25 protein-coding genes and 2 tRNA genes are annotated in these 24,719 nt (G+C 69.4%); 15 read left to right on the forward strand and 12 right to left on the reverse strand.

The genetic code is table 11. The annotated features are described in order from the left end of the window. Window positions 1–228: 228 nt before the first annotated feature. Window positions 229–783 carry a Uma2 family endonuclease gene (locus QSK31_RS20265; RefSeq protein ID WP_285685785.1) on the reverse strand — a complete coding sequence of 185 codons (555 nt, stop codon included), beginning with the start codon at window positions 781–783 and terminating at the stop codon, window positions 229–231. Between the two features lie 232 nt (window positions 784–1,015). Beyond that, window positions 1,016–3,574 (reverse strand): aminopeptidase N, encoded by a 2,559-nt coding sequence (gene pepN / locus QSK31_RS20270; protein ID WP_285685786.1) that lies wholly within the window; start codon window positions 3,572–3,574, stop codon window positions 1,016–1,018. Window positions 3,575–3,702: 128 nt separating this feature from the next. On the opposite strand from pepN, the gene QSK31_RS20275 reads away from it, so the two are divergent. The 5 genes from QSK31_RS20275 (at window position 3,703) to QSK31_RS20295 (ending at window position 7,227) form a co-directional block, all read left to right on the forward strand. Beyond that, window positions 3,703–4,326 carry a mycothiol-dependent nitroreductase Rv2466c family protein gene (locus QSK31_RS20275; protein WP_285685787.1) on the forward strand — a complete coding sequence of 208 codons (624 nt, stop codon included), beginning with the start codon at window positions 3,703–3,705 and terminating at the stop codon, window positions 4,324–4,326. Window positions 4,327–4,410: 84 nt separating this feature from the next. Further along, the gene (locus QSK31_RS20280; RefSeq protein WP_285685788.1) at window positions 4,411–4,617 is read left to right on the forward strand and encodes a hypothetical protein; all 207 of its coding nucleotides are present in this window, start codon (window positions 4,411–4,413) and stop codon (window positions 4,615–4,617) included. Window positions 4,618–4,626: 9 nt separating this feature from the next. Continuing rightward, window positions 4,627–5,823 (forward strand): DUF1015 family protein, encoded by a 1,197-nt coding sequence (locus QSK31_RS20285; protein ID WP_285685790.1) that lies wholly within the window; start codon window positions 4,627–4,629, stop codon window positions 5,821–5,823. After that, window positions 5,823–6,740 (forward strand): alpha/beta hydrolase, encoded by a 918-nt coding sequence (locus QSK31_RS20290; protein WP_285685791.1) that lies wholly within the window; start codon window positions 5,823–5,825, stop codon window positions 6,738–6,740. Before QSK31_RS20285 ends, QSK31_RS20290 begins: the two co-directional genes overlap by 1 nt. A gap of 13 nt (window positions 6,741–6,753) precedes the next feature. After that, on the forward strand, window positions 6,754–7,227 hold the full coding sequence (locus QSK31_RS20295; protein ID WP_285685793.1) for a ribose-5-phosphate isomerase: 474 nt from the start codon (window positions 6,754–6,756) through the stop codon (window positions 7,225–7,227). Here the strand turns inward: QSK31_RS20295 and QSK31_RS20300 are convergent. Together QSK31_RS20300 and QSK31_RS20305 are read right to left on the reverse strand one after the other, a co-directional pair. After that, window positions 7,224–7,502: a hypothetical protein gene (locus QSK31_RS20300; protein WP_285685795.1), complete on the reverse strand. Its 279-nt coding sequence runs from the start codon at window positions 7,500–7,502 to the stop codon at window positions 7,224–7,226. The genes QSK31_RS20295 and QSK31_RS20300 overlap by 4 nt on opposite strands. Window positions 7,503–7,511: 9 nt before the next feature. Beyond that, complete coding sequence (locus tag QSK31_RS20305) at window positions 7,512–8,741, reverse strand: GNAT family N-acetyltransferase (RefSeq protein WP_285685830.1); 1,230 nt, start codon at window positions 8,739–8,741, stop codon at window positions 7,512–7,514. Between the two features lie 119 nt (window positions 8,742–8,860). Between QSK31_RS20305 and QSK31_RS20310 the strand changes: the two genes are divergently transcribed. Beyond that, entirely contained in the window at window positions 8,861–9,436 is a 576-nt protein-coding gene (locus tag QSK31_RS20310; RefSeq protein ID WP_285685797.1) for a DNA-directed RNA polymerase II, read from the forward strand. 108 nt (window positions 9,437–9,544) lie between these two features. Here QSK31_RS20310 and QSK31_RS20315 read toward each other — a convergent pair whose 3' ends face one another. Together QSK31_RS20315 and QSK31_RS20320 are read right to left on the reverse strand one after the other, a co-directional pair. Beyond that, window positions 9,545–10,051: an SRPBCC domain-containing protein gene (locus QSK31_RS20315; protein ID WP_285685799.1), complete on the reverse strand. Its 507-nt coding sequence runs from the start codon at window positions 10,049–10,051 to the stop codon at window positions 9,545–9,547. Then, on the reverse strand, window positions 10,048–10,368 hold the full coding sequence (locus tag QSK31_RS20320) for an ArsR/SmtB family transcription factor (protein ID WP_285685801.1): 321 nt from the start codon (window positions 10,366–10,368) through the stop codon (window positions 10,048–10,050). Before QSK31_RS20320 ends, QSK31_RS20315 begins: the two co-directional genes overlap by 4 nt. A 157-nt stretch (window positions 10,369–10,525) precedes the next feature. Between QSK31_RS20320 and QSK31_RS20325 the strand changes: the two genes are divergently transcribed. Continuing rightward, complete coding sequence (locus tag QSK31_RS20325; RefSeq protein WP_285685803.1) at window positions 10,526–10,813, forward strand: hypothetical protein; 288 nt, start codon at window positions 10,526–10,528, stop codon at window positions 10,811–10,813. Between the two features lie 70 nt (window positions 10,814–10,883). Here the strand turns inward: QSK31_RS20325 and QSK31_RS20330 are convergent, their stop codons facing one another. The 4 genes from QSK31_RS20330 to QSK31_RS20345 form a co-directional block, all read right to left on the reverse strand. Continuing rightward, a complete protein-coding gene (locus QSK31_RS20330; RefSeq protein WP_285685805.1) occupies window positions 10,884–11,162 on the reverse strand; it encodes a hypothetical protein in 279 nt (92 codons plus the stop codon). 9 nt (window positions 11,163–11,171) lie between these two features. Next, complete coding sequence (locus QSK31_RS20335) at window positions 11,172–12,275, reverse strand: papain-like cysteine protease family protein (RefSeq protein WP_285685807.1); 1,104 nt, start codon at window positions 12,273–12,275, stop codon at window positions 11,172–11,174. 117 nt (window positions 12,276–12,392) lie between these two features. Further along, the gene (locus QSK31_RS20340) at window positions 12,393–15,284 is read right to left on the reverse strand and encodes an ATP-binding protein (RefSeq protein WP_285685809.1); all 2,892 of its coding nucleotides are present in this window, start codon (window positions 15,282–15,284) and stop codon (window positions 12,393–12,395) included. After that, window positions 15,266–17,278: a hypothetical protein gene (locus QSK31_RS20345; RefSeq protein WP_285685811.1), complete on the reverse strand. Its 2,013-nt coding sequence runs from the start codon at window positions 17,276–17,278 to the stop codon at window positions 15,266–15,268. The genes QSK31_RS20340 and QSK31_RS20345 overlap by 19 nt, the downstream gene beginning before the upstream one ends. 272 nt (window positions 17,279–17,550) lie before the next feature. Here QSK31_RS20345 and QSK31_RS20350 point away from each other — a divergent pair, with 272 nt between their 5' ends. Beyond that, window positions 17,551–17,853, forward strand: a complete 303-nt coding sequence (locus QSK31_RS20350; protein WP_285685812.1) for a hypothetical protein — start codon at window positions 17,551–17,553, stop codon at window positions 17,851–17,853. Window positions 17,854–18,086: 233 nt separating this feature from the next. On the opposite strand, the gene QSK31_RS20355 is transcribed toward QSK31_RS20350, so the two are convergent. Continuing rightward, window positions 18,087–18,160: transfer RNA gene (locus QSK31_RS20355), tRNA-Gly, on the reverse strand. A gap of 119 nt (window positions 18,161–18,279) precedes the next feature. Between QSK31_RS20355 and QSK31_RS20360 the strand changes: the two genes are divergently transcribed. The 6 genes from QSK31_RS20360 to QSK31_RS20385 all read left to right on the forward strand — a co-directional run bounded on the left by QSK31_RS20360 (window position 18,280) and on the right by QSK31_RS20385 (window position 23,166). After that, window positions 18,280–18,353, forward strand: a tRNA-Pro gene (locus QSK31_RS20360). Window positions 18,354–18,390: 37 nt separating this feature from the next. Beyond that, entirely contained in the window at window positions 18,391–19,740 is a 1,350-nt protein-coding gene (gene tig / locus QSK31_RS20365) for a trigger factor (protein WP_285685813.1), read from the forward strand. A 130-nt stretch (window positions 19,741–19,870) separates the two neighbouring features. Then, window positions 19,871–20,500: an ATP-dependent Clp protease proteolytic subunit gene (locus tag QSK31_RS20370; RefSeq protein WP_285685814.1), complete on the forward strand. Its 630-nt coding sequence runs from the start codon at window positions 19,871–19,873 to the stop codon at window positions 20,498–20,500. Window positions 20,501–20,511: 11 nt separating this feature from the next. Continuing rightward, window positions 20,512–21,174: an ATP-dependent Clp protease proteolytic subunit gene (locus QSK31_RS20375; RefSeq protein WP_285685815.1), complete on the forward strand. Its 663-nt coding sequence runs from the start codon at window positions 20,512–20,514 to the stop codon at window positions 21,172–21,174. A gap of 232 nt (window positions 21,175–21,406) precedes the next feature. Continuing rightward, window positions 21,407–22,699, forward strand: coding sequence for an ATP-dependent Clp protease ATP-binding subunit ClpX (clpX, locus tag QSK31_RS20380; protein ID WP_285685816.1), 1,293 nt, complete (start codon window positions 21,407–21,409; stop codon window positions 22,697–22,699). A gap of 122 nt (window positions 22,700–22,821) precedes the next feature. Further along, on the forward strand, window positions 22,822–23,166 hold the full coding sequence (locus QSK31_RS20385; protein WP_285685817.1) for a hypothetical protein: 345 nt from the start codon (window positions 22,822–22,824) through the stop codon (window positions 23,164–23,166). Window positions 23,167–23,223: 57 nt separating this feature from the next. Here QSK31_RS20385 and QSK31_RS20390 read toward each other — a convergent pair whose 3' ends face one another. Further along, on the reverse strand, window positions 23,224–24,285 hold the full coding sequence (locus QSK31_RS20390; RefSeq protein ID WP_502872983.1) for a recombinase family protein: 1,062 nt from the start codon (window positions 24,283–24,285) through the stop codon (window positions 23,224–23,226). On the opposite strand from QSK31_RS20390, the gene QSK31_RS20395 reads away from it, so the two are divergent. Further along, window positions 24,226–24,522 (forward strand): hypothetical protein, encoded by a 297-nt coding sequence (locus QSK31_RS20395; RefSeq protein ID WP_285685819.1) that lies wholly within the window; start codon window positions 24,226–24,228, stop codon window positions 24,520–24,522. The two genes, QSK31_RS20390 and QSK31_RS20395, sit on opposite strands and share 60 nt — an antisense overlap. The last annotated feature ends 197 nt before the right edge of the window (window positions 24,523–24,719 follow it).

The following is a 24,719-nucleotide window of genomic DNA, read 5'->3' on the forward strand; positions in this document are numbered from 1 at the left end:
CTGAGCTTGGCTGGGCTGGTTGCACGCGGCTGCTGAGCTGGCTGGTCGTCGCTTCGCTCCTCCGGGCATTTCGCCCCGAGGAGCTGACGACTTGGCCACGAAAAAGCACCACGGCTTCGCCTCGTGCTTTTTCGCGGCCAAGTCGTCAGCGGGCGAAATGCGAGTGGTGCAGGTCGGAGCGAGTGGTGCAGGTCGGAGACAGTGGGTGCAGGTCGGAGACAGTGCCGCTCAGACCCACGTGGACGGCGCTAGCCGGATTGGGTACGGGGCGTTCAGCTTCACCAGCTCTGGGGGAGCGATGCTCTGGGGTTGGGCGTAGCCCTCGTTTTTGAGGGTGTGGGCGTGCAAGGTGGGGCCGTCGGAGATGCGCCAGTAGTGCGGGATTCCTGCCTCGGCGTACAGAGACGGCTTCAGCAGGCGGTCGTAGCGGCTGCTTGCTGGGCCCTCTACCTCGACGACCAGGGCCACGTCGGCGGGGTCCGCCCAGACTGCGCCGGATGAGTCTGGGCGCAGCACCGTTACGTCGGGGACCAGGTGGCTTGGGCCGGTGGCCACGCCCAAGCGGGCGCACACCCACCAGCCCTGGGGGGCCGCGCCCCGCAAGGTCGTCACCAGAGCTCGCACGATCGCCTCGTGAGGGGCGTCGAGTGGTGGCGTCACGTGCAGGCTGCCGTCGACTATCTCGTAGCGGTGGCCGTCCTGCGGGAACAGGTGCAGGTCGGGTTCCGTCCACGGGCCGGCGGGGGCGGTCCAGCGGACCAGTGAGGCGGGACCGGTCGTCACGCACCCAGCGTACTCACGCTGGGTGGTGACGAGGTGACGATCAGGCGCGCCGCTCAGGCGATCAAGTCGCCGCGGCGCGCGCATGAGCGGACGAGGTGGCGCGCCCGGGTGATCAGGTGGCCGCTCGGGCGCGCCCAGGTCAGGTGGCGCGCCCGGGTGATCAGGTGGCCGCTCGGGCGCGCCCAGGTCAGGCGGCGCGCCGGGTGATCAGGTGGCCGCTCGGGCGCCCAGGTCAGGCGGCGGCTGTGTCGCGGGCTCGGGCCCTGAGGGCTCGGACGACGCCGTCGCGGCCCTCGGCGACCAGGCGGCGCAGCGACGGGTTGTGGCCGTTGCCGGCGAGCCAGGCGTCGGTCTGGGCCACGGTCTCGTCGCTGACCTGGTAGGCGGGGTACGCCAGCATGACGAACTCCTGGGCCGGCTCGCTGTCCGAACGCTTCCACACCGTGTCCACCACGTCGAAGAAGCGCTGGGCGTACGGCGCCGTCAACGTCACCTGGGTGGAGTGCTGGAAGCCCTGCAGCAGCGACCGGTGCAGCCAGTTCGGCAGTTCCTCGTCGCCGGTCAGCTTCGCCCACACCGACGCCTTGTTCTCCGCCGTCGGCAGCAGCGCCCGGGCGTACGCGGCCTCCCGCTCGCCGCTGGCCGTGCGGTCGCCGTCCAGCTCGTAGCCGATCTGCTCGTCGGTCGCCTCGCCGGCCGCGGCCAGCGTCTGCAGCAGCGACCAGCGCAGCTCGGTGTCCACGGTCAGGCCCTCGGGCACCCCGTCGCCGGACAGCCAGCCGCGCAGCGTGGCCAGGTCGCCGGCGCCGCGGCCGGACACGGTGTAGGCGCGCGCCCAGGCCAGCTGGAAGCCGCTTCCCGGCGCTGCCGCCGCCAGGGCCGCCGCCGCCGTCTCGGCCAGCCGGGCCCACCCGGTCGGCGCCCACTCCTGGTCGGCGTACATGGTCAGCGCCGTCTGCGCCTGGCGCAGGGTCGCCGTGGTCAGGTTGATGTCCTTCTCGGCGGGCAGGCCGCTGCACACCAGGGCCAGGTAGTCGCGGGTGGCCAGCTCGGCGTCGCGCACCATATCCCAGGCGGCGGCCCAGCACAGCGCCCGGGCCAGCGACGAGTCGAAACCGGCGATGTGCTCGACCACGGTGGCCATCGAACGCTCGTCGAGGCGCAGCTTGGCGTACGTGAGGTCGTCGTCGTTGAGCAGCAGCACGTCGGCCGCCGGCTGACCGACGAGCCGGTCGATCTCGGTGCGCTCGCCGGCCACGTCCAGCTCGAGCAGCTCGCGGCGGACCAGCTGGTCGCCCTGCTTGTCGTAGAGGCCGACGCCGATCCGGTGGGTGCGCAGCGTGGGATAGGCGGCCGGGGCCTCCTGCTGCACCACCACGCTGGTGTACGTGCCGTCCGCGCCCACCTCGATCACCGGCCGCAGCGTGTTGACCTGGGCGGTCTCCAGCCACTGGGCGGCGAACTTGCGCAGCTCCCGGCCGGACGCCGTCTCCAGCTCGGTGAGCAGGTCGTCGAAGGTCGCGTTGGACCACATGTGCTTGCCGAAGTAGGCGCGCAGGCCGGCCAGGAAGGCGTCCTGACCGACGTACGCCACGAGCTGCTTGATGACGCTGGCGCCCTTGGCGTAGGTGATGCCGTCGAAGTTGACCTCGACCGCCTCGAGGTCGGGCATCTCGCAGTACACCGGGTGCGTCGAGGACAGCTGGTCCTGGCGGTAGCCCCAGTTCTTCCGGATCGACAGGAAGGTCGTCCAGGCGTCGGTGAAGCGGGTGGCGCTGGTGTTGCACCAGTGGCTGGCCCACTCGGCGAACGACTCGTTCAGCCACAGGTCGTTCCACCAGCGCATGGTGACCAGGTCGCCGAACCACATGTGCGCCATCTCGTGCAGGATCGTGTTGGCGCGCTGCTCGTACTCGTAGTCGGTGACCTGCGACCGGAAGATGTAGTGCGCCTCGGCGTGCACGACGCAGCCGAAGTTCTCCATCGCGCCGGCGTTGAAGTCGGGCACCCACAGCTGGTCGTACTTGGGCAGCGGGTAGCGCACGCCGAACTGCTCGTGGAAGAAGTCGAAGCCCTGCTTGGTGACGGCGAAGATGTCGTCGGCGTCCAGGTACCGTGCCATCGACGCGCGCACGAACGCGCCCAGCGAGATGCCGTCGTGCTCGTCGCGGACCTCGGTGTACGGCCCCGCGCACAGCGCCGTGATGTACGAGCTCATCCGCACCGACGGCGGGAAGTGCACGGTCTTGGCGCCGACGCCCGCCTTGGCCTCGCTCTCGACCGGCATGTTGGAGACGACTTTCCAGTGCGCCGGGACGGTCGCGTGCCAGGTGAAGTTGCTCTTCAGGTCGGGCTGGTCGAAGCAGGCGAAGACCCGCTGCGCGTCCGCGGTCTCGAACTGGCTGTAGAGGTAGATCTCCTTGTCGACCGGGTCCATGCTGCGCTGCATGCCCTGACCGCTCGCCGAGTAGGCGAAGTCGGCCTCCACCACCAGCGTGTTCGCGGCGGCCAGCCCGGTCAGCGTCAGGCCCGTCTCGGCCGACCAGCCGGAGGTGTCCACCGGCGCGCCGTTCAGCGTGGCCGAGTGCAGGGTGGTCGCGGCGACCTCGATGAACGTCTCCGCGCCGGGCTCGACGCAGGTGAACGTGACCTGGGTGGTGGAGCGGAAGGTGACCTCTCCCGGGTTGCCCGAGCCGTCGGTCAGGTCGAGGGTGATGTCGTACCCGTCGATCGTGAGCAGGCGGGCCCGCTCGGCTGCCTCGACCTGGGTCAGGTTACGAACTCCGGCCACGATCACTCCATTCCGCACGCAGGGGGGCCATGCGACCCCCGTCGAGAAGCTTTCCACGTCACCCTATGTCCTGGGGCCGTGGTGCACGTCACCCGGAACGGGCCAGCTTACGGAGAGAGGATCAGAGCATGACGGAACGTGAAACGGTCGACATGTGGTTCGACCCGGTGTGTCCCTGGGCCTGGATGACGTCGCGCTGGCTGCTCGAGGTGGAGCGGGTGCGCCCGCTGGACATCGAGTTCCACGTGATGAGCCTGTCGGTGCTCAACGAGGGACGTGACCTGCCCGGCGACTACCGAGCGATGATGGACACCTCGTGGGGTCCGGTGCGGGTCTGCATCGCCGCGGCCGAGACCGCCGGGCCGGAGGTCCTGCGCGACCTCTACACCGCGCTCGGCACCCGCATCCACCTGCAGAAGTACGAGCGTGGCGAGAAGCTTTACGCCGAGGCGCTGGCCGACGCCGGCCTGGACCCGGCGCTGGCGGCCGAGGCCGGGAGTGACAAGTGGGACGCCAAGCTACGGGCGAGCCACGACGCGGGGATGAAGCCCGTCGGCATGGACGTCGGCACCCCGGTGATCCACGCGCCCGGCCCGGACGGCGAGCCGGTGGCGATCTTCGGCCCGGTGGTCACCCCGGCGCCCAAGGGCGAGGCGGCCGGCAAACTCTGGGACGGTGTCCGGCTGTGCATGAGCACACCCGGGTTCTTCGAGCTCAAGCGCACCCGCGACCTGGGCCCGATTTTCGATTGAGAGCACCTTCAGGGCCCCGAGGGTCGTTGGATGGGGTGCGTCACTAGTTGGAGTGATGGGCCTCGACAACCCGGAGGGTTTCCTGTGAGCGCGAGTGACAGCGTCGCCACCTCGACGATCGCCGTGCACCGGGGGATCTGGACCGACCCTGATCTGGCGGCGATGGTGGCGCCGCCGGTCACGGTCGTCAGCATGCCCATCGGCCGCAAGGTCGACGACTGGCGGCGCGCGCAGTTGCAGCGGTCACGCGGGAACATGCCCGTCGGACGGCACCGCGGGCAGGCCCGGTAACCTGCGCGCATGACGGTCGCCCACCCGATCTCCCGGGCCTGGATCTCCGCCGCGATCACCGGCGCGCAGAACTACGACGAATTCGCTGATGACGCCGAGATCACCGCGATCATCGCGGCGAACCCGGCCAGTTCCCTCGCCATCGAGATGCCGCATCTCGCTCCGGACTCCCGGGGCCGGTCCTTCACCGAGGCGCTGCCCGACGCGGCCGCCCGGCTGGCCGCCCAGCAGGAGCACGGCGACTACACGCCGGCCGAGCAGGTCGCCGTGCTCTACCGGATCACCGCGCCGGGGGAGCCGCCCGCGGTCGGCCTCTGGGCGATGATCGACACCGACCAGATCTCCGCCAGCGCCGACGAGCCCGGCCTGGTCATCCGCAACGAGGACGTGTTCCTGGCCAAGGTGCGCGAGCGGGTCGCGCTGGCCGAGACGGTCGGTGCGCTGCTGTCCCCGGTGCTGCTGCTCCAGACCGGCCGCGGGGACGACCTGCACGCGGCGCTGCTGGCGGCCGCCGACGCGGCGGGGGAGCCGGCCGCGGAAGACACCGACCAGTCCGGGCGTACCCATCAGATCTGGCCCTTGCCCGCGGGCCCCGAGCAGGATGAGCTGCTGGCTCTGGCCGGTGGGGGCGAGCTGGTCGTCGCCGACGGCAACCACCGCAGCCTGGCCGCGCAGAGTGGCGGGCTGCCCCGTTTCCTGGCGGTGGTCACCACGCCTGCCTCGGTCGCGATCCAGCCCTACAACCGGCTGATCAGCGAGCTGCCGGTGCCGCCGGGCGAGCTGGTCGAGCGGCTCACCGCGGCCGGCGCGACGGTCACCGATCTGCCGCGGCCCGCGCGGATCCCGGGCAAGGGCACGATCGAGCTGTACGTGGACGGCCGCACCTACGCCGTCGACCTGCCCGCCGACCCCAACCTGCCGGACGTGGAGAACCTGGACCACGCGCGCGTCGAGCGGGTGCTGCTGGGCCGGGTGCTCGGTCTCGACCCCGGCGACAAGCGGGTCAGCTACGTGGGCGGCGACTACCCGGCCGAGTGGCTGCGCGACGAGGTCGACGCGGCCCGCTCCGAGCTGGCCGTGCTGATCGCCCCGGTCACCGTGGACGACTTCGTCACGGTCAACCTCCAGCGGCAGAAACTGCCCCGCAAGAGCACCTGGTTCACGCCCAAGGCGCGCGGCGGACTCGTGCTGGCCCAGCTCGGCTGATGCTGCACCCGCAGGTCACGGCGGCGGTCGCGCTCCGGCAGCGGCCGCCCGCCGAGGTGCTGGCGAGCGATCCGGCGGCCCAGCTCCAGTTCGTCCGGGACGCGATGGAGGCCGCCAACGAGGCCGAGTGCGGTCCGGCGTTCCCGCTGCCGGTGGTCGCCGACCTGGACGCCGACGGGGTGCCCTGCCGGCTCTACGCGACCGGGTTCGGGCTTCCGGTCGTCGTGTACGTGCACGGTGGCGGCTGGACCTACGGGAGCATCGAGACCTTCGACCGGCTGTGCCGGCGGATCGCCCACCGGTCCGGGTGCGCGGTGGTGTCGGTGGGCTACCGCCTGGCCCCGGAGCATCCGTTCCCGGCCGCACTGGAGGACGTCGAGGTCGTTCTCGCGTACATCAGGAAAGAGGGTCTTGATCTTGGTCTTGACCCGGCCCGGATCGCGATCGCGGGGGACAGCGCGGGCGGCCAGATCGCCACGGTCGTCGCGCGCCGCCAGCGTGACGCGGCCACCCCGCTCGACCACCAGGTGCTGATCTACCCGGCACTGGACCCGCTCTGCGCCTCGGAGTCGTACGCCGAGCTCGGCTCCTACGGCCTCGACCGCGCCTCCATGCAGCTCGCCTGGTCGGCCTACGTGCAGGACCAGGCGCTGCGCTTCACCCCGGACGTGGCGCCGCTGGCCACGCCCGACCTGGCCGGCATGCCGCCGACGCTGATCATCACCGCCGAGTACGACGTGCTCCGCGACGAGGCCGCCGACTACGCCGACGCGCTGGCCGTCGCGGGTGTCCCGGTGGTGCACACCCGGTACGCCCAGATGAACCACGGCTTCGCCCGCAAGCTGGCGGTCATCGACGCCGCGCGGGCCGCCGCCGACCAGATAGCCGCTGTGCTGCGCAGCGCCCTGACGTTCTGAAAGGATCGCTCCCATGCGCGTCTACCTCGGTTCCGACCACGCCGGCTTCGAGCTGAAGAACCACCTCGTGGAGCACCTGACCAAGCAGGGGCACGACGTGGTCGACGTGGGACCGCACGCCTACGACCCGGAGGACGACTACCCGGCGTTCTGCCTGACCACCGGGGCCAAGGTGGTGGCCGACCCGGGCAGCCTGGGCTTCGTCATCGGCGGCTCCGGCAACGGCGAGCAGATCGCCGCGAACAAGATCGCCGGGGTGCGCTCCGCGTTGGTCTGGAAGGTGGAGATCGCCGAGCTCGCCCGGCAGCACAACGACTCGAACGTGTGCGCGATCGGCGCCCGCCAGCACACCCCCGAGGAGGCGAGCGCGTTCGCGGACGCGTTCCTGGCCACGCCGTTCTCCGGCAACGAGCGCCACCAGCGCCGGATCGAGCAGCTCACCGAGTACGAGCGCACCCGGACGCTGCCCGCTCTCCCCGCGTCTTAACGATTGCGGGGCAGTTCCTCGCGCGGCGTCCAGTTGCGCCGCACGACCGGCAGCCTCTCGGCCTCGGCCAGGTCCTCCTCGGTGGGCCGGGCGGCGTCCCGTGCCCGCATCGCCGCACCCACGCTGACCTGTGAAGACCCGGAACCGACGAGGCCGCGCAGGCCGCGCTCGGCGGCCTCCTCATGGCGGGGCTTCGGCTGCGGTTCCTCCACGGGCGGCGGGGGAGTCGTGCTCGAGGTCCGCACTCGTCGTCGGCGCCGCTCCGGTTCGACCATGCCCCGAGCCTAGAAGATCTGCAGCGGTGCGGGCATCCGGTGCCACCCGAAGGCCAGTGACGCCCGGTTCAGCGCGCCCGGGGTGAGCTCCCGCACCCGTCCGGCCGCCGCCAGCGAGGCGAGCGACGTCCCACCCAGGTACGCCGCACCCAGCTCCACCGACGTGCAGGCCAGATCGGCCGGGTCGCCGCTCGGCACGCAGGCCGCGCCGTCCGGGCCGCCGGTGAGCCGCCACCGGCCGGTGTTCGCCTCGAAGTGCCCGTCGGTCACGTCCAGCACCACGTCGACCTCGGCGGCGTAGCGGCGGGCCGCCAGCGCACCCGGCAGGTCAACGATCCGGATCCAGAGGCCGTCCTGCAGCTTCGTGCCGAGCTGCCGCGGCTCGGTCACCAGATGGGTCAGCGGGTCGTCGACCGGCAGGTAGGTGGCGTGCAGCGTGCGAGCCAGGTCGATGCCGAACAGGAAGCGCCACAGGCTCGCGTACGTTTCCGGATCGGCGGCGACCACCTCGTGCACCTGCACCCGGCCGGTCGGGCCGGTGTCGTCCCAGCCGCCCTTGGTGCGCCAGGTCGCGTAGCCGGTCGGTCCGTCCGGGCCGTCGTGCACCACCCCGTGCAGCTCGGTCGCGCCACGCCGCAGCGTGGCGTTGTCGGCCAGCACGAACCGCCACCACCGGTCGTCCCGCGAGGACCAGCCGACCCGCTCCGCGCGCAGCTGCTCGTAGAGCTTGGTGAGCTCGCCGACCGCCTGTCCCGGGTCGACCAGCCGGAGCTCGCTCTTGTCCCTCGGCGAGCCGGGCAAGGCCAGCTCGCGGGTCTTCGCGCTCAGGGTGAGGCGCTGGGCGGCCAGGCCGTAGCCGTACCTCGGGTAGATCCGGCCCTCGCTCGCCCAGAGCACCGCGATCGGCTCGCGACCGCCGGCCGCGATGTCGTCCAGCTGCCGCCGGATCATCCGGCTCAGGATGCCGCGCCGGCGATGGGTGGGCGCGACACTCACGAGGGTGACATGCGCGGCGGGGAGGATCGCTCCAGGCACGGTCAATTCCCTGGTGTACGCGGCCGCGTGCCCGACGACGGCCGATCCGTTCGTGGCGACCAGGCCGCGCTCCGGCTCGTACACCGAGCCCTCGACCTGCCGCATCTCGTCCTCGGCGACGTCGTGGAAGGCCATGCTGAGCAGCCGGTGGATCGCGTCCCAGTCGTCCGCCGCCGCGACGCGGATCGATACGTCATCTCCCATGGTCATGCCGTTCTGTGTAACGGACCGGGCACGCCGAGGCCAACGGTTTGCCGCGTCGCTACTCTCGAAGACGCACAACGTCCGTTGCGTCGTGCCCGATATCGTCCGGGAGGAGCACAATGCCGGAGCAACCGCAGTGGTCGGAGCGGACGCTCGACATGCCGCCGCAGGACCCGTGGGGCGAGCAGCCCACCGCTCAGGCGGTCCCACCCGACGGCCTGCCGGTGCCACCCGACCCGAGCCCGTTCAGCCGGGGCCGAGCCTCGGTCAACCCGCACCCCCGGACCGCGCAGTTCGCCGCCGACCACGAGCCCACCGGCACCGGCTGGCCGGGCGCCGGGGCGCCGCAGCCGCGCGGGTTCTCCTGGCGGGAGCTGCGCCGGGGCGGCGAGTGGACCAGTGCGGGCCTGCTGTTCGCCTTCGTCTGCTGGGGCATCTGGGCGATCTCCACCGACGGCGGGTTCACCGGCCCGGTGATCATCTTCGTGTGCAGCCTGCTGGTGGCCGGTGGCCTCTTCGCGCTCTGCCGGATGGTCGGCCGGCTGGTGCTGGAGAAGCAGTTCCACCGGGTCCGCCGGGGCGCCCGCGGCTCGCACATCGTCACCGCGATCTTCCTGATCGGCGTCGGCGTCGCGCACCTGCGCCAGACCGACTGGGTGATGGACGCGTATCGATGGATTTTAGGATTGTTCTAACCTTCGGCGACCGCTTCCGCGGCACCGTCGCGGCACCGGTCGGCCGGGTCCTCCAGGGCCGGTTCACCCCGTTCACCGTGGACCCGGCCACCTTCGGCCCGCCGTCTGCTACCCGTTGAAGCCGCTGCCCGTCTCGACCAGCGACTTGAGGTCGCTGAGGATCCAGGCCCAGCCACCGCCGGCGCCCTCCTCGTCGGAGCCGGCCACCATCGCGGCCGACTTCGGCGACTCCGGCAGCTCGTGCGTCACCGTCAGCTTGCAGGTGCCCGGCTGGGTCTTCGACTCCTCGATCGAGTACGTCAGGATCGAGTACGGCTCGGCCGCGGTCCCCGGGTCCATCCGCAGCTTCCAGGTCTGCCGCAGCAGCCGCGGCGGGTCGGCCTCGATGACCTCGCCGTCCGCGATGACATCGGGCATCGCGAAGTCGTGCTGGGCGGCGAACGCCCGCATGCCGTCGTTGGCGAACTGCTCGAACCGCCCGCCCTGACTCAGCTCGTACCTCGCGGCGGCTGCGTACCCGTACCTGCCGTTGAACTCCGGGTCGACGATCGCCGCCCAGATCCGCTCCGGCGCGGCCTTGATCCAGATCCGGTGCACCTGCGTCGTGGTGGTCATTCTTCGTCCTCCAGCGCGTTCTTGAGATCGACCAGTGCCGTGACCTGGCGTTCGGTGAACTTGTCGATCCACCGGTCATGGATCAGCCGGATCGGCACGGGATTGAGGAAGTGCAACTTCTCCCGGCCCGAGCGGCGGACGACGACCAGTCCCGCGTCCTCCAGCACCCGCAGGTGCTTGGCGGCGCCGAAGCGCGTCATCGCCAGCTCGGACTCGAGCTCCGTCAGCGTGCGGCCGTCGCGCTGGAAGAGCAGATCGAGCAGAAATCGACGGCTCGGATCGGCGAGCGCCTTGAACACCCGGTCGTCATCCGTCATGACGCCAAGTTAGGTGACCATTTGGTCACATGTCAAGCGGCACTCTGAGTAATTGGTTGACTACGTTGGATCCGGCAACTCGCCGGCACCTCGGCGGGCAACAGCCGGCAACCCTGGCGGCCGATGGTCAGATCACCCCCGCCGTGAGGAGCACGCCATGCGCATCGACCGCTCGTACCGCGCCGCCGCCATCGCCGCCCTCGCAGCCGCCGTCGTCCTGTCGACGGCCACCGCGCCGGCCGAGGCCACCTCCCAGGCCCACGACCACGACGGCATGCCGAACAGCTGGGAGTCGCGACACCACAAGCGCCACGGCAACCCACACGACCCCGACACCGACAACGACGGCATCCGCGACAACCACGAGCACTACCACCACGGCCGCGTCAACAGGCCCGACAGCGACGGCGACCACCAGAACCGCCACGCGGGCGACGACGACTGACCGCTCCTGTGTCAGGGCCTCGTTATCCTGCCCGGCCGGCTAAAGCCCTCACTTCTCAACCGGTTCGAGGTCATCTTTCAGGCGGCTCACCCGGAAGAGCAAAAAGCACCGGCCCGGCCGTAGCCTTGTGGAACGCGGAGACGGCTTCGACGACGGCCCGCGCCGTGTCGCGGCTGTAGAGCGTCTCCTTCTCGAAATCGGCCGCCTCGAAAGCCAGCACGCGCTTCTCGCCCTTGCCGATGTAGTCGACGGTGAACCGGAACGTTCGTTCATCGTCGCCTGACTTGAAGTGCGCGGCGTACTCACCCTCACCGGCAGCGCTGATACCGCGCAGAACCCACTGACCCATCTTTGACTCTCACTCCTCACGCTTGATGACAGCTACGCCGCTCCACACCCCGTCAAAAGCATTCCAGGACATTCGGTACGTGCTGCCTCCGTCCCAAGGATCGCGGATGCTCACCTGGTTGTTGTCGTCGATTCCATCGACGATGACCGTGTGGTGAATACGTTCGCCGGCGTTCCACAGGTCCGCCGCCCACGGTCCGTTCTCACAGAGGCCGCTCACTGCCCCCGGCTGCCCAGGGTCGATGGCCACGGCTCGCCATTCCGGACCCAACGCCTTCGCCAGATCGCCCTGAGCGGCGGGAACCCCCAGCTTTTCGATGAACTCGTCCTGTGGCCGCCCGGAGAGCATCTCGCCGCAGGCCGACGTACACGACAGCGGATGGACCTGTCCCACGGCTCCGCCGGGCTGCTCATCGATCGTCTCCCAGTCCCCGCCCGCGCCGCTGACCTGATCGGTCTCCGCGGCGGGAGCGCGTCCATCAGTTCCGGCATCGGGTGCCTCCTGCCGCGACTGGTCGCCGACGGCTTGGCGTGCGTGACTCTCGTCCACCGCCCGCACCGGTTCGTCAACCACATCGGTATGGCGGTTCGGCTCGCCGTGAGGCGACTCTTGCGCTGACTGAGCCTGTGATTGTGTCGCGTCTGCCGGCGAAGTCCGGGCTTCCGGCGTCACGCTCGGGGTCGCTTGAGGGTTGGCCTTGATGTACTCATCGGCGGCGGATTGATGGGCGGCGGCCCGTTCCGATGACTGCCCGCCCGCATTTTGCCGCGCCGAGCCGTCCCGCTCCACCTTCGCGGCCGTGTGTGTATCGAGCCCGGTCTGGACTTCCGGTGTGGGCCGCAGACCTTCCGGGCCGTCCTTTGCTGCCGTTTGCCGATCCAGTCGTCCCTGGAACTCCGGAGTGTGGTACGAGCCCTGAGGCTCACGAACGCCAGTTGCCTTGCGATGTTCGGAATGGGCACTGTCACGGGCGTCCTGCCTGGCCGACTGCTGCGATTCCGGCGGCGGATTCTCCACTGCCTCCGCGCGATTCGACTGCGCTGTCGGCTTCGGGACCTCCGCCGGCTTCGGCGGTGGCTCGGGCGATCCGGTCTCCTGAATGTTCTCGGCCATCACTGAGTCCGCGCCCTGTCACCAGGTCCGTTTCGGATCAAGTCCTCGAGCCGCACCGTTCTCACTTTCCCGACCGCATCACGGACGGCCTGGCGGCGGGCGTCCGATCTCGTGGCGTCAGTCATCGTCCGCCTCGCCCGCGCCCGGAGCGGGCACCAAGAACCGGGACGGCCAACGGCAGTTGGCGAAGTTCTCGGTCACCATCGTCGCCACCCGATCGGCCCAGTCCGCGGCCCCGAAAACCGACCCGGCCGCCCGCTCCAGTGCCGCGGGCTCGCTCATCCCGAAAGCCACATCGCGTCGTACAGCCGCATCCGAGATATCCGCGTCGAGCCATCGTTGGACGACGGCCGCCTGTGCACCGATGCTGTCCCCGGTCACGGCCCTGCCGTAGACCTGTTCCCACCGGGCCGAGAGTTCGTGCCGCGGCCCGGCGCCGTCCACCGCCGCCGAGGCCGTGAACAGCTCGTCGGCCAGCCGCGACCACCGGTACGGCCTGGCCAGGAAAGCCAGTTCCTCGTCGGCGCAGTCGAGTACACCGCGCAGGTAGCCGGTCATGGACGCGAGCACATGAACGGCCATCGAGGCTGGATCGGTGGTGGTAGTGAGCACCGGCGACCGTGCGGCGACCGCCCCGTCGACGGCGTGAGACATCGAGCATTCGCGTAGCCGGGCGGGCATGTCGAGCAGCTGCCGCAACCGGTGAGCCAGCGGGGAGGGGGTCGGCCAGCCGGTGAGATGGCCGAGTACGGCCAGCTCGGCCCAGAAGACCAGCCATGGTTCGTCCTCGAGGACGTGCTGGGCGGTCCGCATGTCGCGCAACGTGCACGCCACATCCGAGCATGCCCCGCCGCAGGTCACACTGCGCCGTCCGATGACCGCTCCGGCTGGAGCGGTCATCGTGCGTCCGCCTCGCTCGCGCGGTGTGCCGTCGGGCATTCGTACCAGCAGAGGTTGATCCATGCCGTCGGCGAAGACCGCTGCCGCACCTGGCGGCAGGGTGACCAGGAACTGGGATTGGTGGTCGGTCAGGTTGACGGTCGCGCCGACCGCAGCGCGGTCGTCCGCGGCCGGCAACCGGTGCATGATCTTCACCGCGGTGTTCTTCAAGACGTCGGGCACCAGTTTGCTCGGAATCTGCTCGGCCACGACGAGACCCTCGCCGTACGCGCGGATCTCGGCCAGCAGCGCGGCGAACAGTTCAACCGCATGCGAGGCCGGTCCGGCCTGCTCGGTGCGGCGGAGCAACCGGTGCGCCTCCTCGAAGACGCTCAGATGGCGCAGGCCGGCCGCAAGCACGTCGGGCTCGCGCCGAGTCTCCACCCGCAGGTGTTCGGTGAGCTGAATCAGCAGCCCGCCCATCAGGAAGGCCTTGTCCCGGTCGTCGCCCACGTCCTCGATCTCGAAGACGACGTTGTGTCGCATCAGGGCGGCGAGATCCAGCGGGTGGCCGCCCTCGAAGAACCGGCCGGTGGTGCCGAGCCGCAGGCTGGACAGGCGGACCCGGATGAAGCCGCGGACGTTGTCGGTGATCTCCTTGCCGTAACCGATCTGGTCCACCACCAGCTCGGCGGTGCGCTGCAGATCGCCGAGCGTCGGGTAACGCGGCTGATGCGCGGAGATGCGGGCTTCGCCGAGCGCGAGGTCCCAGCCGAGTTCCTCGTAACAACGGGTGAGGGCTGCGCTGAGCACCTGCGGAAACGGCTCGTCCGCCTCGAACGCGGCGAGGAAGAGTGAACGAGTCAGGTCCAGGTGCGTCTGCAGCGGAAATCCGTCGGCCGGGCGCAGCGGGTTGAAGCCCGCGGGTGGCGCCTCAGTGTCGCCGGGCCGGATGGTGATCACGTTCTCGCCGCCGATGCGGTCGGCCATCTGCCGGTACTCAGCCTTGGCCGGCTCGACCACCAGCCACGGCAACTGCTGCGCAGTAGCGCCTTCAAGCAGGTGGCGTACGGTCTGGGACTTACCGGCGCCGGTCGCGCCGCAGACGAAGGTGTGCCGGTTGAGGCTGCCGCGTGGAATCTCGAGCGGGCCGACCGGGGTGGCCGTCCGATCGAGCACCTCGCCGAGGGTCACCGATCGGCCGGTCTGACCGTTGGTTTCCGGGGTGACGTCGAACTGGGAGCGCATCGCGAACCGCAGCCCCGGTACCTCTTCGAAGGGAGCCACCGCGATCGACGCGAGCAGCTGGGAGCTGGCGAGCACCGGCGAGCCGGGCACGTCGTCGGCCAGTACCTTGCCGAGATCGCCGATCACGTCCGTCGGGGCCAGGGTGTACGGCTGACGGCTGAGGTCGGCCGACGCGCAGAGCAGCCCGGCGACGGCCCCGGCAGCAGCTGGAGAGTGGGCGCCGACGAGCAGATGGACGCGCCACATGCCGGTGGATCGACCCTGCTGAAGTTCCCGGTGGCGACGCTGCAACCGGGCGGCGGCCACCGCGTGTTCCGGCGATTGCGTCTTGGCCCGCGCCTGCCGCTCCTCGAACCCGACTTGGCGCGCCGCCGTGGCGATCTCGGACGCCGGCTCCGGCTCGGCCAGCACGAACCATGCGAAGCCCGCGTGCCACACATGTAGCAGGCACTCGTCGAGAGTCGGCCGGAGGTCCTCGTCGGGCGCCTTCTGGTCGTCGACCAGGAGTCCATCGGTCAGCCCGGCCACCCGGGTCCATGCGGGAACGGCGCGTAGCCGATCGAGCAGGTCATGCTCCGGGTACGGCAGCCCGAGCGCGCCCGGCGGGATGGACAGCGGGGTCAGACCCGCGTCGTCCGGCTCGCCCGCCACGCCACCGGACGCGAACACCTCGATCGGCTGGGACCTGGCCGGCCGATGCCAGCCGAGTAGCAGGCCGGTCCCGGCGTGATATGCCGAGACGATCCCGGCGAGTCGCTGGCGGCGGCCCACGTCGGTGCCGGCGTCCTCGCGCGGCGACGACCGCCGGGGCAGTTCGAGCACACGGATGACCGCCAGCCGGTTGAACAATTCGCCGGCCGCGGTCACTGCTTGCCGCCCCACGGTCCCTGACAGGGCTGCCTCGGATACTGAGGCTGCGGTGTGCCGGTGGGCGCGCCGCCCCAGCCGTGCAGCGCCGGGTTACTCATGTCCCGCGCAGTCGCGTCGTGCGCGGTCAGCGGGTGCGGCTGGGAGACGGTGACCTGGCTGGGCTGGCGGGTGGCCGGGATGACGGCCTCGGCCGGGTGGGGCAGCGGCGCCAGATCCAGCGGGGCCATGGACACCCGCGGCAGGGTGACGATCGCCGGATCGACCTCCACGGCCTGGACGACCGAGCCGCGTCCTTCGCCCTTGACCAGGATCATCGCGTACTCGGGAAGGTCCTGCAGGACGCGCGGCTCGAGGGTGTATTCGTAGACCCGTTGCACCGACTGCGCGTCGCTCCAGTTCGTGCCCTTGGCCTGAGACTCGGTCTGGCTCCAGTTGCGGGTCTTGCTCCAGTTACTGCCCTTCTGACTGCTGAACTGCAGGCCGCTGCGGCTACTTCCGTCCGAGCCGCCGTGCGTCTCCGACTCGCCGATGGTGTCGGCGATGGTGTGGGTCTCGTTGCCGCCGAGCGTGCGGGTCAGCTGGCTGAGCACAAACTTGTGTCCCTTGCCGATGAAGTCGGCTGCTTGCGTCGCCTCCTGGTGGTTGCCGAGGCGCATCAACGCGACCTCGCCGCCGCCGATGGTGTGCAGCGACTCTTCCCGCAGATGACCGAAGAACAGCACCAGCCGAATCCCGCGGCGCTCACAGAGCGTGCTCAGCTTCTCGATCGAGCGGTGATGCACCTCGTCGGCACCGAGTAGTACGAGCGAGCCCATCGGCACCGCCTCGTGCCGGACCTGGCGGGCCAGCCACTGGACCAGCAGATCCTTGAGCAGCTCGCTCTGCGCGTTGCGCCCGCCGCCATCGGCGACCAGGCAGGTCAGATCGGCGGTGCCGGGCTCGGCCGACCCGCTTCCCATCGTCTCCAGCGGGTGCAGGAACGCCTCGATCCGGCGCAGGTGCTGGTGCATCTGGCGGCGACTCTCGTCGGGTTGCAGATCGAGCAGCCGGTCGACCTCGTCCTGGGCGAGAGCGGCCTGCGCGGGGCGATCCGTGAGCACCCGCAATGCGGCCAGCAGCCGGGCCATGCTGATGGTCGGTGACAGGATCCCGCAGATTTCCCCGAGCAGCATCGAGTCCTGCGAGCGTTCGGCGCGGCTCGAACCTTCGGCGTCGCCGTACATGGCCTCTACCAGGCAGTCCACCAGCTCGGCAGGCTCCAGGCCGCCGACCAGGTCGAACTGGGCCAATTGCGAGGGCATGCGGTACTCGTGCACCGAGCGCCCGGTCGAGCCGGCGAGTTGCATCAGCTCGCCGCAGAGCGCCTCGCCGGTGAAGTCGACCAGGGTCATGTGGCCCCGGGTGGCGAGCAGGGAGCCGCCGAAGACGGTAAGGGCGGCCTCCCATCCGTACGTGGTGCCACCGATGATGTCGACCCGTCGGGTGCCGGGCGGCGGGGCGGCCGCACCCCATTCGAACATCGCGTCGACGGCCTGTTGTTGCTGCTGGTCGTGCCATCCACGGCGGCCGTCCCAGGCGGCGTACGCGTGGGCGTACTCCTGCTGGACCTGCTGCTGCGCGGTCTCCAGGGCCTTCTTGGCCCTGCCGGGGGCGGCACCGGCCAGGACGGCCCCGCCGACACCGGCTGCCAATGCCAGGAAGGCGAACACCGAGATCACCGCGCCTGCGCCGGTACTGGCGCCGCCGGCGTTGGCGAAGCTGCCACAGCAGCTGACCAGCACCGCCAGGCCGACGCCCAGGCCGAGCGAGATGGCGATGCGCTTGCCCATCTCACGTTGCGCCCGGACCACCCGGTCCACCAGCTGCGGTGGAACCATGCTGGGTGAGGGCGGCGGCTCCATGTACTTGCGCCGGTACAGATTGCGATCGTTGAAGATCCAACCGAGGCGCTCGCCGGGTGCCGCCAGGCGAGGCAACGGAGTCGGGTACGGCACGACGTCGGTCATCTCGGCGAAAGTCCGCCTTCCGGGCACGCTGAACTACATGTGGTACCCAAGTCAATCAATGACTCATCGCGGTGGAAAGGTGTACGTAAAGCTAAGGTGTCAGTTTCTGGTCATCCGGTTCTGGTCATCCGGCGACCGCCGCGCATCGAGCGGGTACAGGTCACCAGGTGGTCGGCCGTCGATGCCGGTCCACCCGACCTCGATCCGCGAGCCCGGAAAGTCAGGCCGGCGGTTCATCCGGTACAGGCGAAGCAGCAGCGGGAAGTGGACTCATGAAATGGCTCCTCGTCGTCGTCCTGCTGCTCCTCGTGCTGGCCGCTGTTCTCTTGGTCGTCAAGGTGCTCGGCGGCGTCTGGTCCCTCGCCCGCATCGTCACCACTCGACGGCGCAACACGTGGACCACCGGCCTTCCCCAGCCGCGATGCCTCAACTGCCGCGGCACGGGCTGGATCGATCAGGAACCGGAGCGCACCTTCAACTTCGTCGGCGACGGCTTCGAGGACAAACACGCCCCGGCTACCCTCTGCCCTGTCTGTGGAGGGACGGGTGCCGCCGGCGACCGCGGAGCCTCCTGAGAGCCGTCTGTCGCGCTTCGCCGATCGGGCGGCCCGGGTACGGCGGCATCTTCCTGTCGCCGTACTCCATGAATCCGGCTCTCAGAATCGTTGTTCCCCGTGGCCGGCAATGCGCGCGGGCATGGCCGTCTGGTTCACCGCCGTGAGCGGCGTGTCGCACGGCGGGACCACATCAAGCTTGACCAGATTGAACGTCTCGCTGCATCGACGAACATCTGGGCAGCTGGGACTCGTGGAGCGGGCGACGAGAATCGAACTCGCGTAGTCAGTTTGGAAGACTGAAGCTCTACCATTGAGCTACGCCCGCGTTGGTGCTTCTACAGCGTACTGAACGTCCTTGGTCGACGCGAACCGGATACCCCGCGAGTCGCCCGGGTGACTCCGGAGCGCACCGTCCGGCGCCGACCGCATACACTTGCCCCGCCACGGGGTGTGGCGCAGCTTGGTAGCGCACTCGCTTTGGGAGCGAGGGGCCGTGGGTTCAAATCCCGCCACCCCGACTGACACACGCCATTCGAAGTAACAAGGAGTACGCCTGTGAAGAGCACCGTCGAGACTCTGAGCCCGACCCGGGTGAAGCTCGCCATCGAGGTGCCGTTCGACGAGCTCAAGCCGAGCCTGCAGAAGGCGTACCGGGAGATCGGCACGCAGGTGCAGATTCCGGGCTTCCGCCGTGGCAAGATCCCGGCCCAGGTGATCGACCAGCGCGTCGGCCGCGGCACGGTGCTCAACGAGGCCGTGCAGGAGGCGATCCCGCAGCAGATTCTCGCCGCGGTGCGCGAGCACGACGTCAAGACGCTGGGTCGCCCCGAGGTGGAGATCACCGAGTTCACCGACGGCGAGCCGCTGAAGTTCACGGCCGAGGTCGACGTCCGCCCCGAGATCACCATCCCGGACCTGTCCACCATCTCGGTGACGGTCCCGGCCGTCGAGATCGGCGACAACGAGATCGACGAGCAGGTCAACGGCCTCCGTGAGCGTTTCGCCACGCTGAAGACCGTGGACCGCCCGGCCGCCGAGGGTGACTACGTGCAGCTCGACCTCAAGGCGACCGTGGACGGCGTCGAGGTTCCGGGCGGCTCGGCCACCAACATCTCCCACGAGGTGGGCAGCAAGCAGCTGCTCCCCGGCCTCGACGAGGTACTGGTCGGCCTGGTCGCCGACGCCGACGCGACCTTCACCACGCAGCTGGTCGGCGGCGACTTCGCCGGCCGCGACGCCGAGGTCGACGTCAAGGTGCGCAGCGTCAAGGACAAGCAGCTGCCCGAGATCGACGACGAGTTCGCCCAGCTGGCCAGCGAGTTCGACTCGCTGGAGGAGCTGCGTGGCGACCTGCGTGAGCGGCTCGGCAAGGTGAAGAAGGTCGAGCAGATCTACGCGGCCCGTGACGAGGCCCTCAAGCAGCTCGTCGAGGCCGCCGAGATCCCGGCGCCCGAGGGCGTCGTCAAGGAGGAGGTCGAGGGCCGCAAACAGGCCATGACCGACCAGCTCGAGCGGATCGGCGCCACCCTCGAGGACTACCTCGCCTCGGAGGAGAAGACCGAGGAGCAGATCGACACCGAGCTGACCGACGCGGCGACCGAGGGCGTGCGCATCCAGCTCCTTCTCGACACCATCGCGGACGCGGACGACATCCAGGTTTCCGACGACGAGTTCGGCCACGAGATCGTGCACCGGGCCCAGCGTGCCCAGATGTCTCCTCAGCAGTACTACGACCAGCTCGTCCAGTCCGGCAGCGCGGTCGCCGTGTTCGGCGACGTGCGGCGGGGCAAGGCGCTGGCCGCGGTTCTGGAGAAGGTCACGATGCAGGACTCCGAGGGCAACACGCTGACGCTGGACGATCTCCGCGAGGCCAACGCCGCCGAGCACGAGGGTCACGACCACTGACCCCTGCGCTGACAGCGAACACCCGCCCGAGCGGGAAGCCGCCGGGCATCCGACCGGTTACGTTGGTCGTATTCAGGACCACTTGCCGGCCGGATCGCTCGGCCGGCTCAGTCAGCGGTGAAGGGCTGCCATGACCGACCTGCACATCCCTGCGAGTCCTGCCCTGCGGGGCGGTGACCTCACTGGCAACCTCGACGACTCGGTCTTCAACCGGCTGTTGCGCGAGCGCATCATCTTCCTCGGCAGCGAGGTGACGGACCAGGTCGCCAACCGCATCTGCGCGCAGCTCCTGCTCCTGTCCGCGGAGGACCCGGAGCGCGACATCCACCTGTGGATCAACTCGCCGGGTGGCTCCGTCTACTCCGGCATGGCGATCTACGACACCATGCAGTTCATCGACAACGACGTCCAGACCGTGGCCATGGGCATGGCCGCGTCGATGGGGCAGTTGTTGCTCTGCGCGGGGACCACCGGCAAGCGCTTCGCGCTGCCGCACGCGCGGATCATGATGCACCAGCCGTCGGGTGGGATGGGCGGTACGGCCGCCGACATCGCCATCCAGGCCGAGCAGATGCTCTACACCAAGCGCATGTTCCAGGAGCGGGTGTCTTTCCACACCGGCCAGGAGCAGGCGCAGATCGAGGCCGACTCCGACCGCGACCGCTGGTTCACGGCCGAAGAGGCCAAGAACTACGGCTTCATCGACAAGGTGATCACCGGGGCCACTCAGGTCCCGGAGGGCGCCGGCACGCTGAACTGAGGAGCAGACACATGACCGACCTTTCCATGCCTCCAGGGTTCGCTCCCGTGCACAACCGGTACGTCCTGCCCTCGTTCGTGGAGCGCACGTCGTACGGGGTCAAGGAGTCGAACCCGTACAACAAGATGTTCGAGGACCGGATCATCTTCCTCGGCGTTCAGGTGGACGACGCGTCGGCCAACGACGTGATGGCCCAGCTGCTCACCCTGGAGAGCACCGACCCGGACCGCGACATCACCATGTACATCAACTCGCCCGGTGGGTCGTTCACGGCCATGACGGCCATCTACGACACGATGCAGTACGTCCGCCCCGACATCATCACGGTGTGCCTGGGCCAGGCGGCCAGCGCGGCCGCGGTGCTCCTGGCGGCCGGTTCGCCGGGCAAGCGGATGGCGCTGCCGCACTCGCGGATCATCATCCACCAGCCGGCCACCGAGGGCGGCTACGGTCAGGGCTCGGACATCGAGATCCAGGCCCGGGAGATCATGCGGATGCGCACCCAGCTCGAGGAGCTGCTGGCCAAGCACTCCGGCCAGACCCCGGAGAAGGTTCGCAAGGACATCGACCGTGACAAGATCATGACGGCGGCCGAGACCAAGGAATACGGCCTGGTCGACACCGTCCTGGTCAGCCGCAAGAAGAGCCTGCAGACGGTCGGCGCGGGCAGCTGAGCACCACTGGCAGGGGCCGGATCGTCGGGAGCTAGACTTACCGGCCCCTGACACGCCCGTTTTGGGGGGTCGGAGAAGTGCCCAACAGCGGGTAACGTCGTTCATGCAACCTCAGTAATGCGGGTCCGCAGTCGATGAGCTGTGCAGGTGAGGTTCAAACGGCGTCGAGGCGGATCGTCCTCAAGGCCAAGGGGCGGGCAACAGCCGGCCGATGAGTGCAGGGAGACCGTAGGTGGCACGGATCGGTGACGGTGGCGACCTACTGAAGTGCTCCTTCTGTGGGAAGTCCCAGAAGCAGGTCAAAAAGCTCATTGCGGGCCCTGGGGTCTACATCTGCGACGAGTGCATCGACCTCTGCAACGAGATCATTGAGGAAGAGCTGGCCGAGACCGGCGAGGTGAAGTGGGAAGAGCTTCCCAAGCCGATGGAGATCTGCCAGTTCCTCGACAACTACGTGGTCGGCCAGGAACAGGCCAAGAAGGCGCTCTCGGTCGCCGTCTACAACCACTACAAGCGGATCCAGGCCGAGTCGTCCGGCGCACCCGGAGCGGGCAGCGACGTCGAGGTGGCCAAGTCCAACATCATGCTCATCGGCCCCACCGGCTGCGGCAAGACGCACTTGGCGCAGACGCTGGCCCGCATGCTGAACGTGCCGTTTGCCATCGCGGACGCCACGGCGCTGACCGAGGCCGGCTACGTCGGTGAGGATGTCGAGAACATCCTGCTCAAGCTGATCCAGGCCGCAGACTACGACGTCAAGCGCGCCGAGCAGGGCATCATCTACATCGACGAGGTCGACAAGATCGCTCGCAAGAGCGAAAACCCGTCGATCACCCGCGACGTCTCCGGCGAGGGTGTTCAGCAGGCGCTGCTCAAGATCCTCGAGGGTACGGTCGCCAACGTCCCGCCGCAGGGCGGCCGCAAGCACCCGCACCAGGAGTTCATCCAGATCGACACGACGAACGTCCTGTTCATCGTGGGCGGCGCGTTCGCCGGACTGGACCGGATCATCGAGTCCCGGGTCGGTCAGGGCGGCGTCGGCTTCGGCGCGCACCTGCGTTCGATCTCGGAGCGGAACACCGACGACATCTTCAGCAAGGTCATGCCCGAGGACATGCTGAAATTCGGCTTGATCCCCGAGTTCATCGGCCGGCTCCCGGTGATCACCACGGTGCGCAACCTCGACCGCGAGGCGCTCATCAAGATCCTCACCGAGCCCCGCAACGCCTACGTGAAGCAGTACCAGCGCCTGTTCGAGCTGGACGGCGTCGAGCTCGAGTTCGACACCGGCGCCCTGGAGGCCATCGCCGACCAGGCCATGCTCCGCGGCACTGGCGCCCGCGGCCTGCGCGCCATCATGGAAGAGGTCCTTCTCTCCGTGATGTACGAGGTCCCGAGCAATCCCGACGCCGCCCGCGTGCTCATCACGCGTGAGGTCGTCCTGGAGAACGTCAACCCGACCATCGTCCCGCGCGAGTTCGTGGGCCGTCGTGCTCGCCGCGAGCGCGAGGAGAAGTCGGCCTGACCCTCGCTGAGGTCATCGCCCGCCTCGAAACGGGCGAGCGCCTCGGCGGAGACCCGTGGCTGGAGCTGGTCCCCGGACCGGCTCCAGGCCGTGCGGCCATCCTGTCCTTTCCCGGCTACGTCGTGGTCGCCGCCGACATCGATCGCGCGTGGCTCGACTCGTGGACAGCCGACGACGACTTCATCGCGCCGCTACGCCCGCAGTTTCTCGTCGCCCTCGAGGAACGGATCGGCGCCGTGGCCGGCAACCTTGACGCTGTGCTCGTGGCGAGCCCGCTGCCCGGCACGCCTGAGATCGCGTTGACGAGGGCCGATGACTCCGCGCACAGCCGGGTGGCCAGAGCGCACGGCTACCGCGCCGATGTCCGTGACTGGACGTCCGCTGATGGGGTCGTGGTTCTGGGACGAGGGGTGGCTGGGCGCTGGGAGACGGGGCTCGAGGAACATCGGAACGGAAACTGGCGCTAGCGATGATCTTGGGTTGAGGGCCTGAGCGTTGCGTTCCTCGTCCGAGGTCAACAGGGGTTACTTGGTCCGGTCGAGAGGGCGGCCCTGGATTCTGGCGGCCAGTTCGGGGTCGATCGGGTCGAGGACGCGAGCGGCGCGGGGCCGCACGGTCACCGGGAGGTCGGCGCCGGTGCGCTGGGCGTGCTCGGTTCGAGCCTGCTCGACGGCGTCCGGGTACGCCTGCGTTTTCTCGTACGCGGCGAGCGCGCGGTAGATGCTGGCCACGCTGGGGTTGCGGCCCGTGCGTTTGCCGGTCGGGATCACCAGATCGGGTTGGATCTGCTCGACGGTCTCACCGTTGGCGCGGCGGCGCAGCACGGTGTGCAGCATGTCGTCGGTGATGACCGGCGGTCGGCCGCCGTGTTTGCCTTTGCGGGCTGCGGCGTCGAGGCCTTCGAGGGTGGCCTCGCGGATGTTCTCCCGCTCGGTCTCGCCCATGGCAGCGAAGAACGCGAACAGCATGCGACCCGAGCCGGCGGGGTCGTAGAGGCCGGGCAGCGGGCCGGCGAGCATCTCCAGGACCAGGCCGTGCGCGCTGAGGTGGTCGGCCAGGGCGGTGAGTTCGGCGGCGTCGCGGCCGAGGCGTTTCATCTCGTTGACGGTGAGGATGACCCGGCAGTGCGGGGCGTGGGCCTTGATCTCACGCGCGAGGGCGAGGGCCGCCTCGAACTGTGGCCGGACCCGGACCCGGGTGGAGATCTTTTCGGCGAAGATCTTGTCGCGGGGGATGCCGTGCGCGGCGAGCGCGTCGAGTTGGGACTGGAGTTCCTGGGTCAGGGTGCTGCAGCGGGCGTAGCCGATGCGGATGTCCGCGGCCGGGATGTCGGCCGGTAGGGGTGCTGGCGGCGGGGTGCCTGGGCGCCACGGCTGGCCCGGGCCGCGGTCGGCCGGGGTCAGCACCCGGAGGGCCTTGCTCAGCCGGCGGACCTTGGTGAACCGGCCGGTGTGGTACGACGTGGCCACCGCGCCGGATCGCGACCGGCACGGTGAGCCGGGCTGCGCCTGACACCGCGGGCACGGGTGCCGCTCGACATCGTCGGCATCACGCGAATCGGATTCACGGCTCTCCTCGGCGACCATGCCCAGATGCTCGCACAAACATTTCTCAGAACCTCGTCGCGACACTCTTACGTGAGAATGAGTTGTGAGAACGAAACCGGCCCGGAATCGTGGATCGGGGCCGACTCGCAGGCTGTAGTGGTCGTGGACGTTGATGTGGGCGTACAAACCGTACTCACCGCGCTGGCGCAGATCTTCGTGTTAGCCCGCCGCGTAGGCCAGTCGGATGCTGCGGCGCAGCCTGGCGCCAATGCATAGCGGCTCGTGCCGCCAGTCCACTGCTGAACGATCCTGGCAGCTAGTGCCTCGTCATGCGGCCTTGGAGGGGTAATCCGGGCGGCGGATTTTGGAGTGGGTGGCGTATCCGGTTTTCGGTCGGGCGCGCTGGTTATGCCAGCGTATGTAGTCGCCGATCGCGGCGTCTTGTTCTTCGTGGGTGCGGTGGTCGGTGCCGT

It is taken from the genome of Actinoplanes sp. NBRC 103695, from assembly GCF_030269485.1.
GTDB lineage: Bacteria > Actinomycetota > Actinomycetes > Mycobacteriales > Micromonosporaceae > Actinoplanes.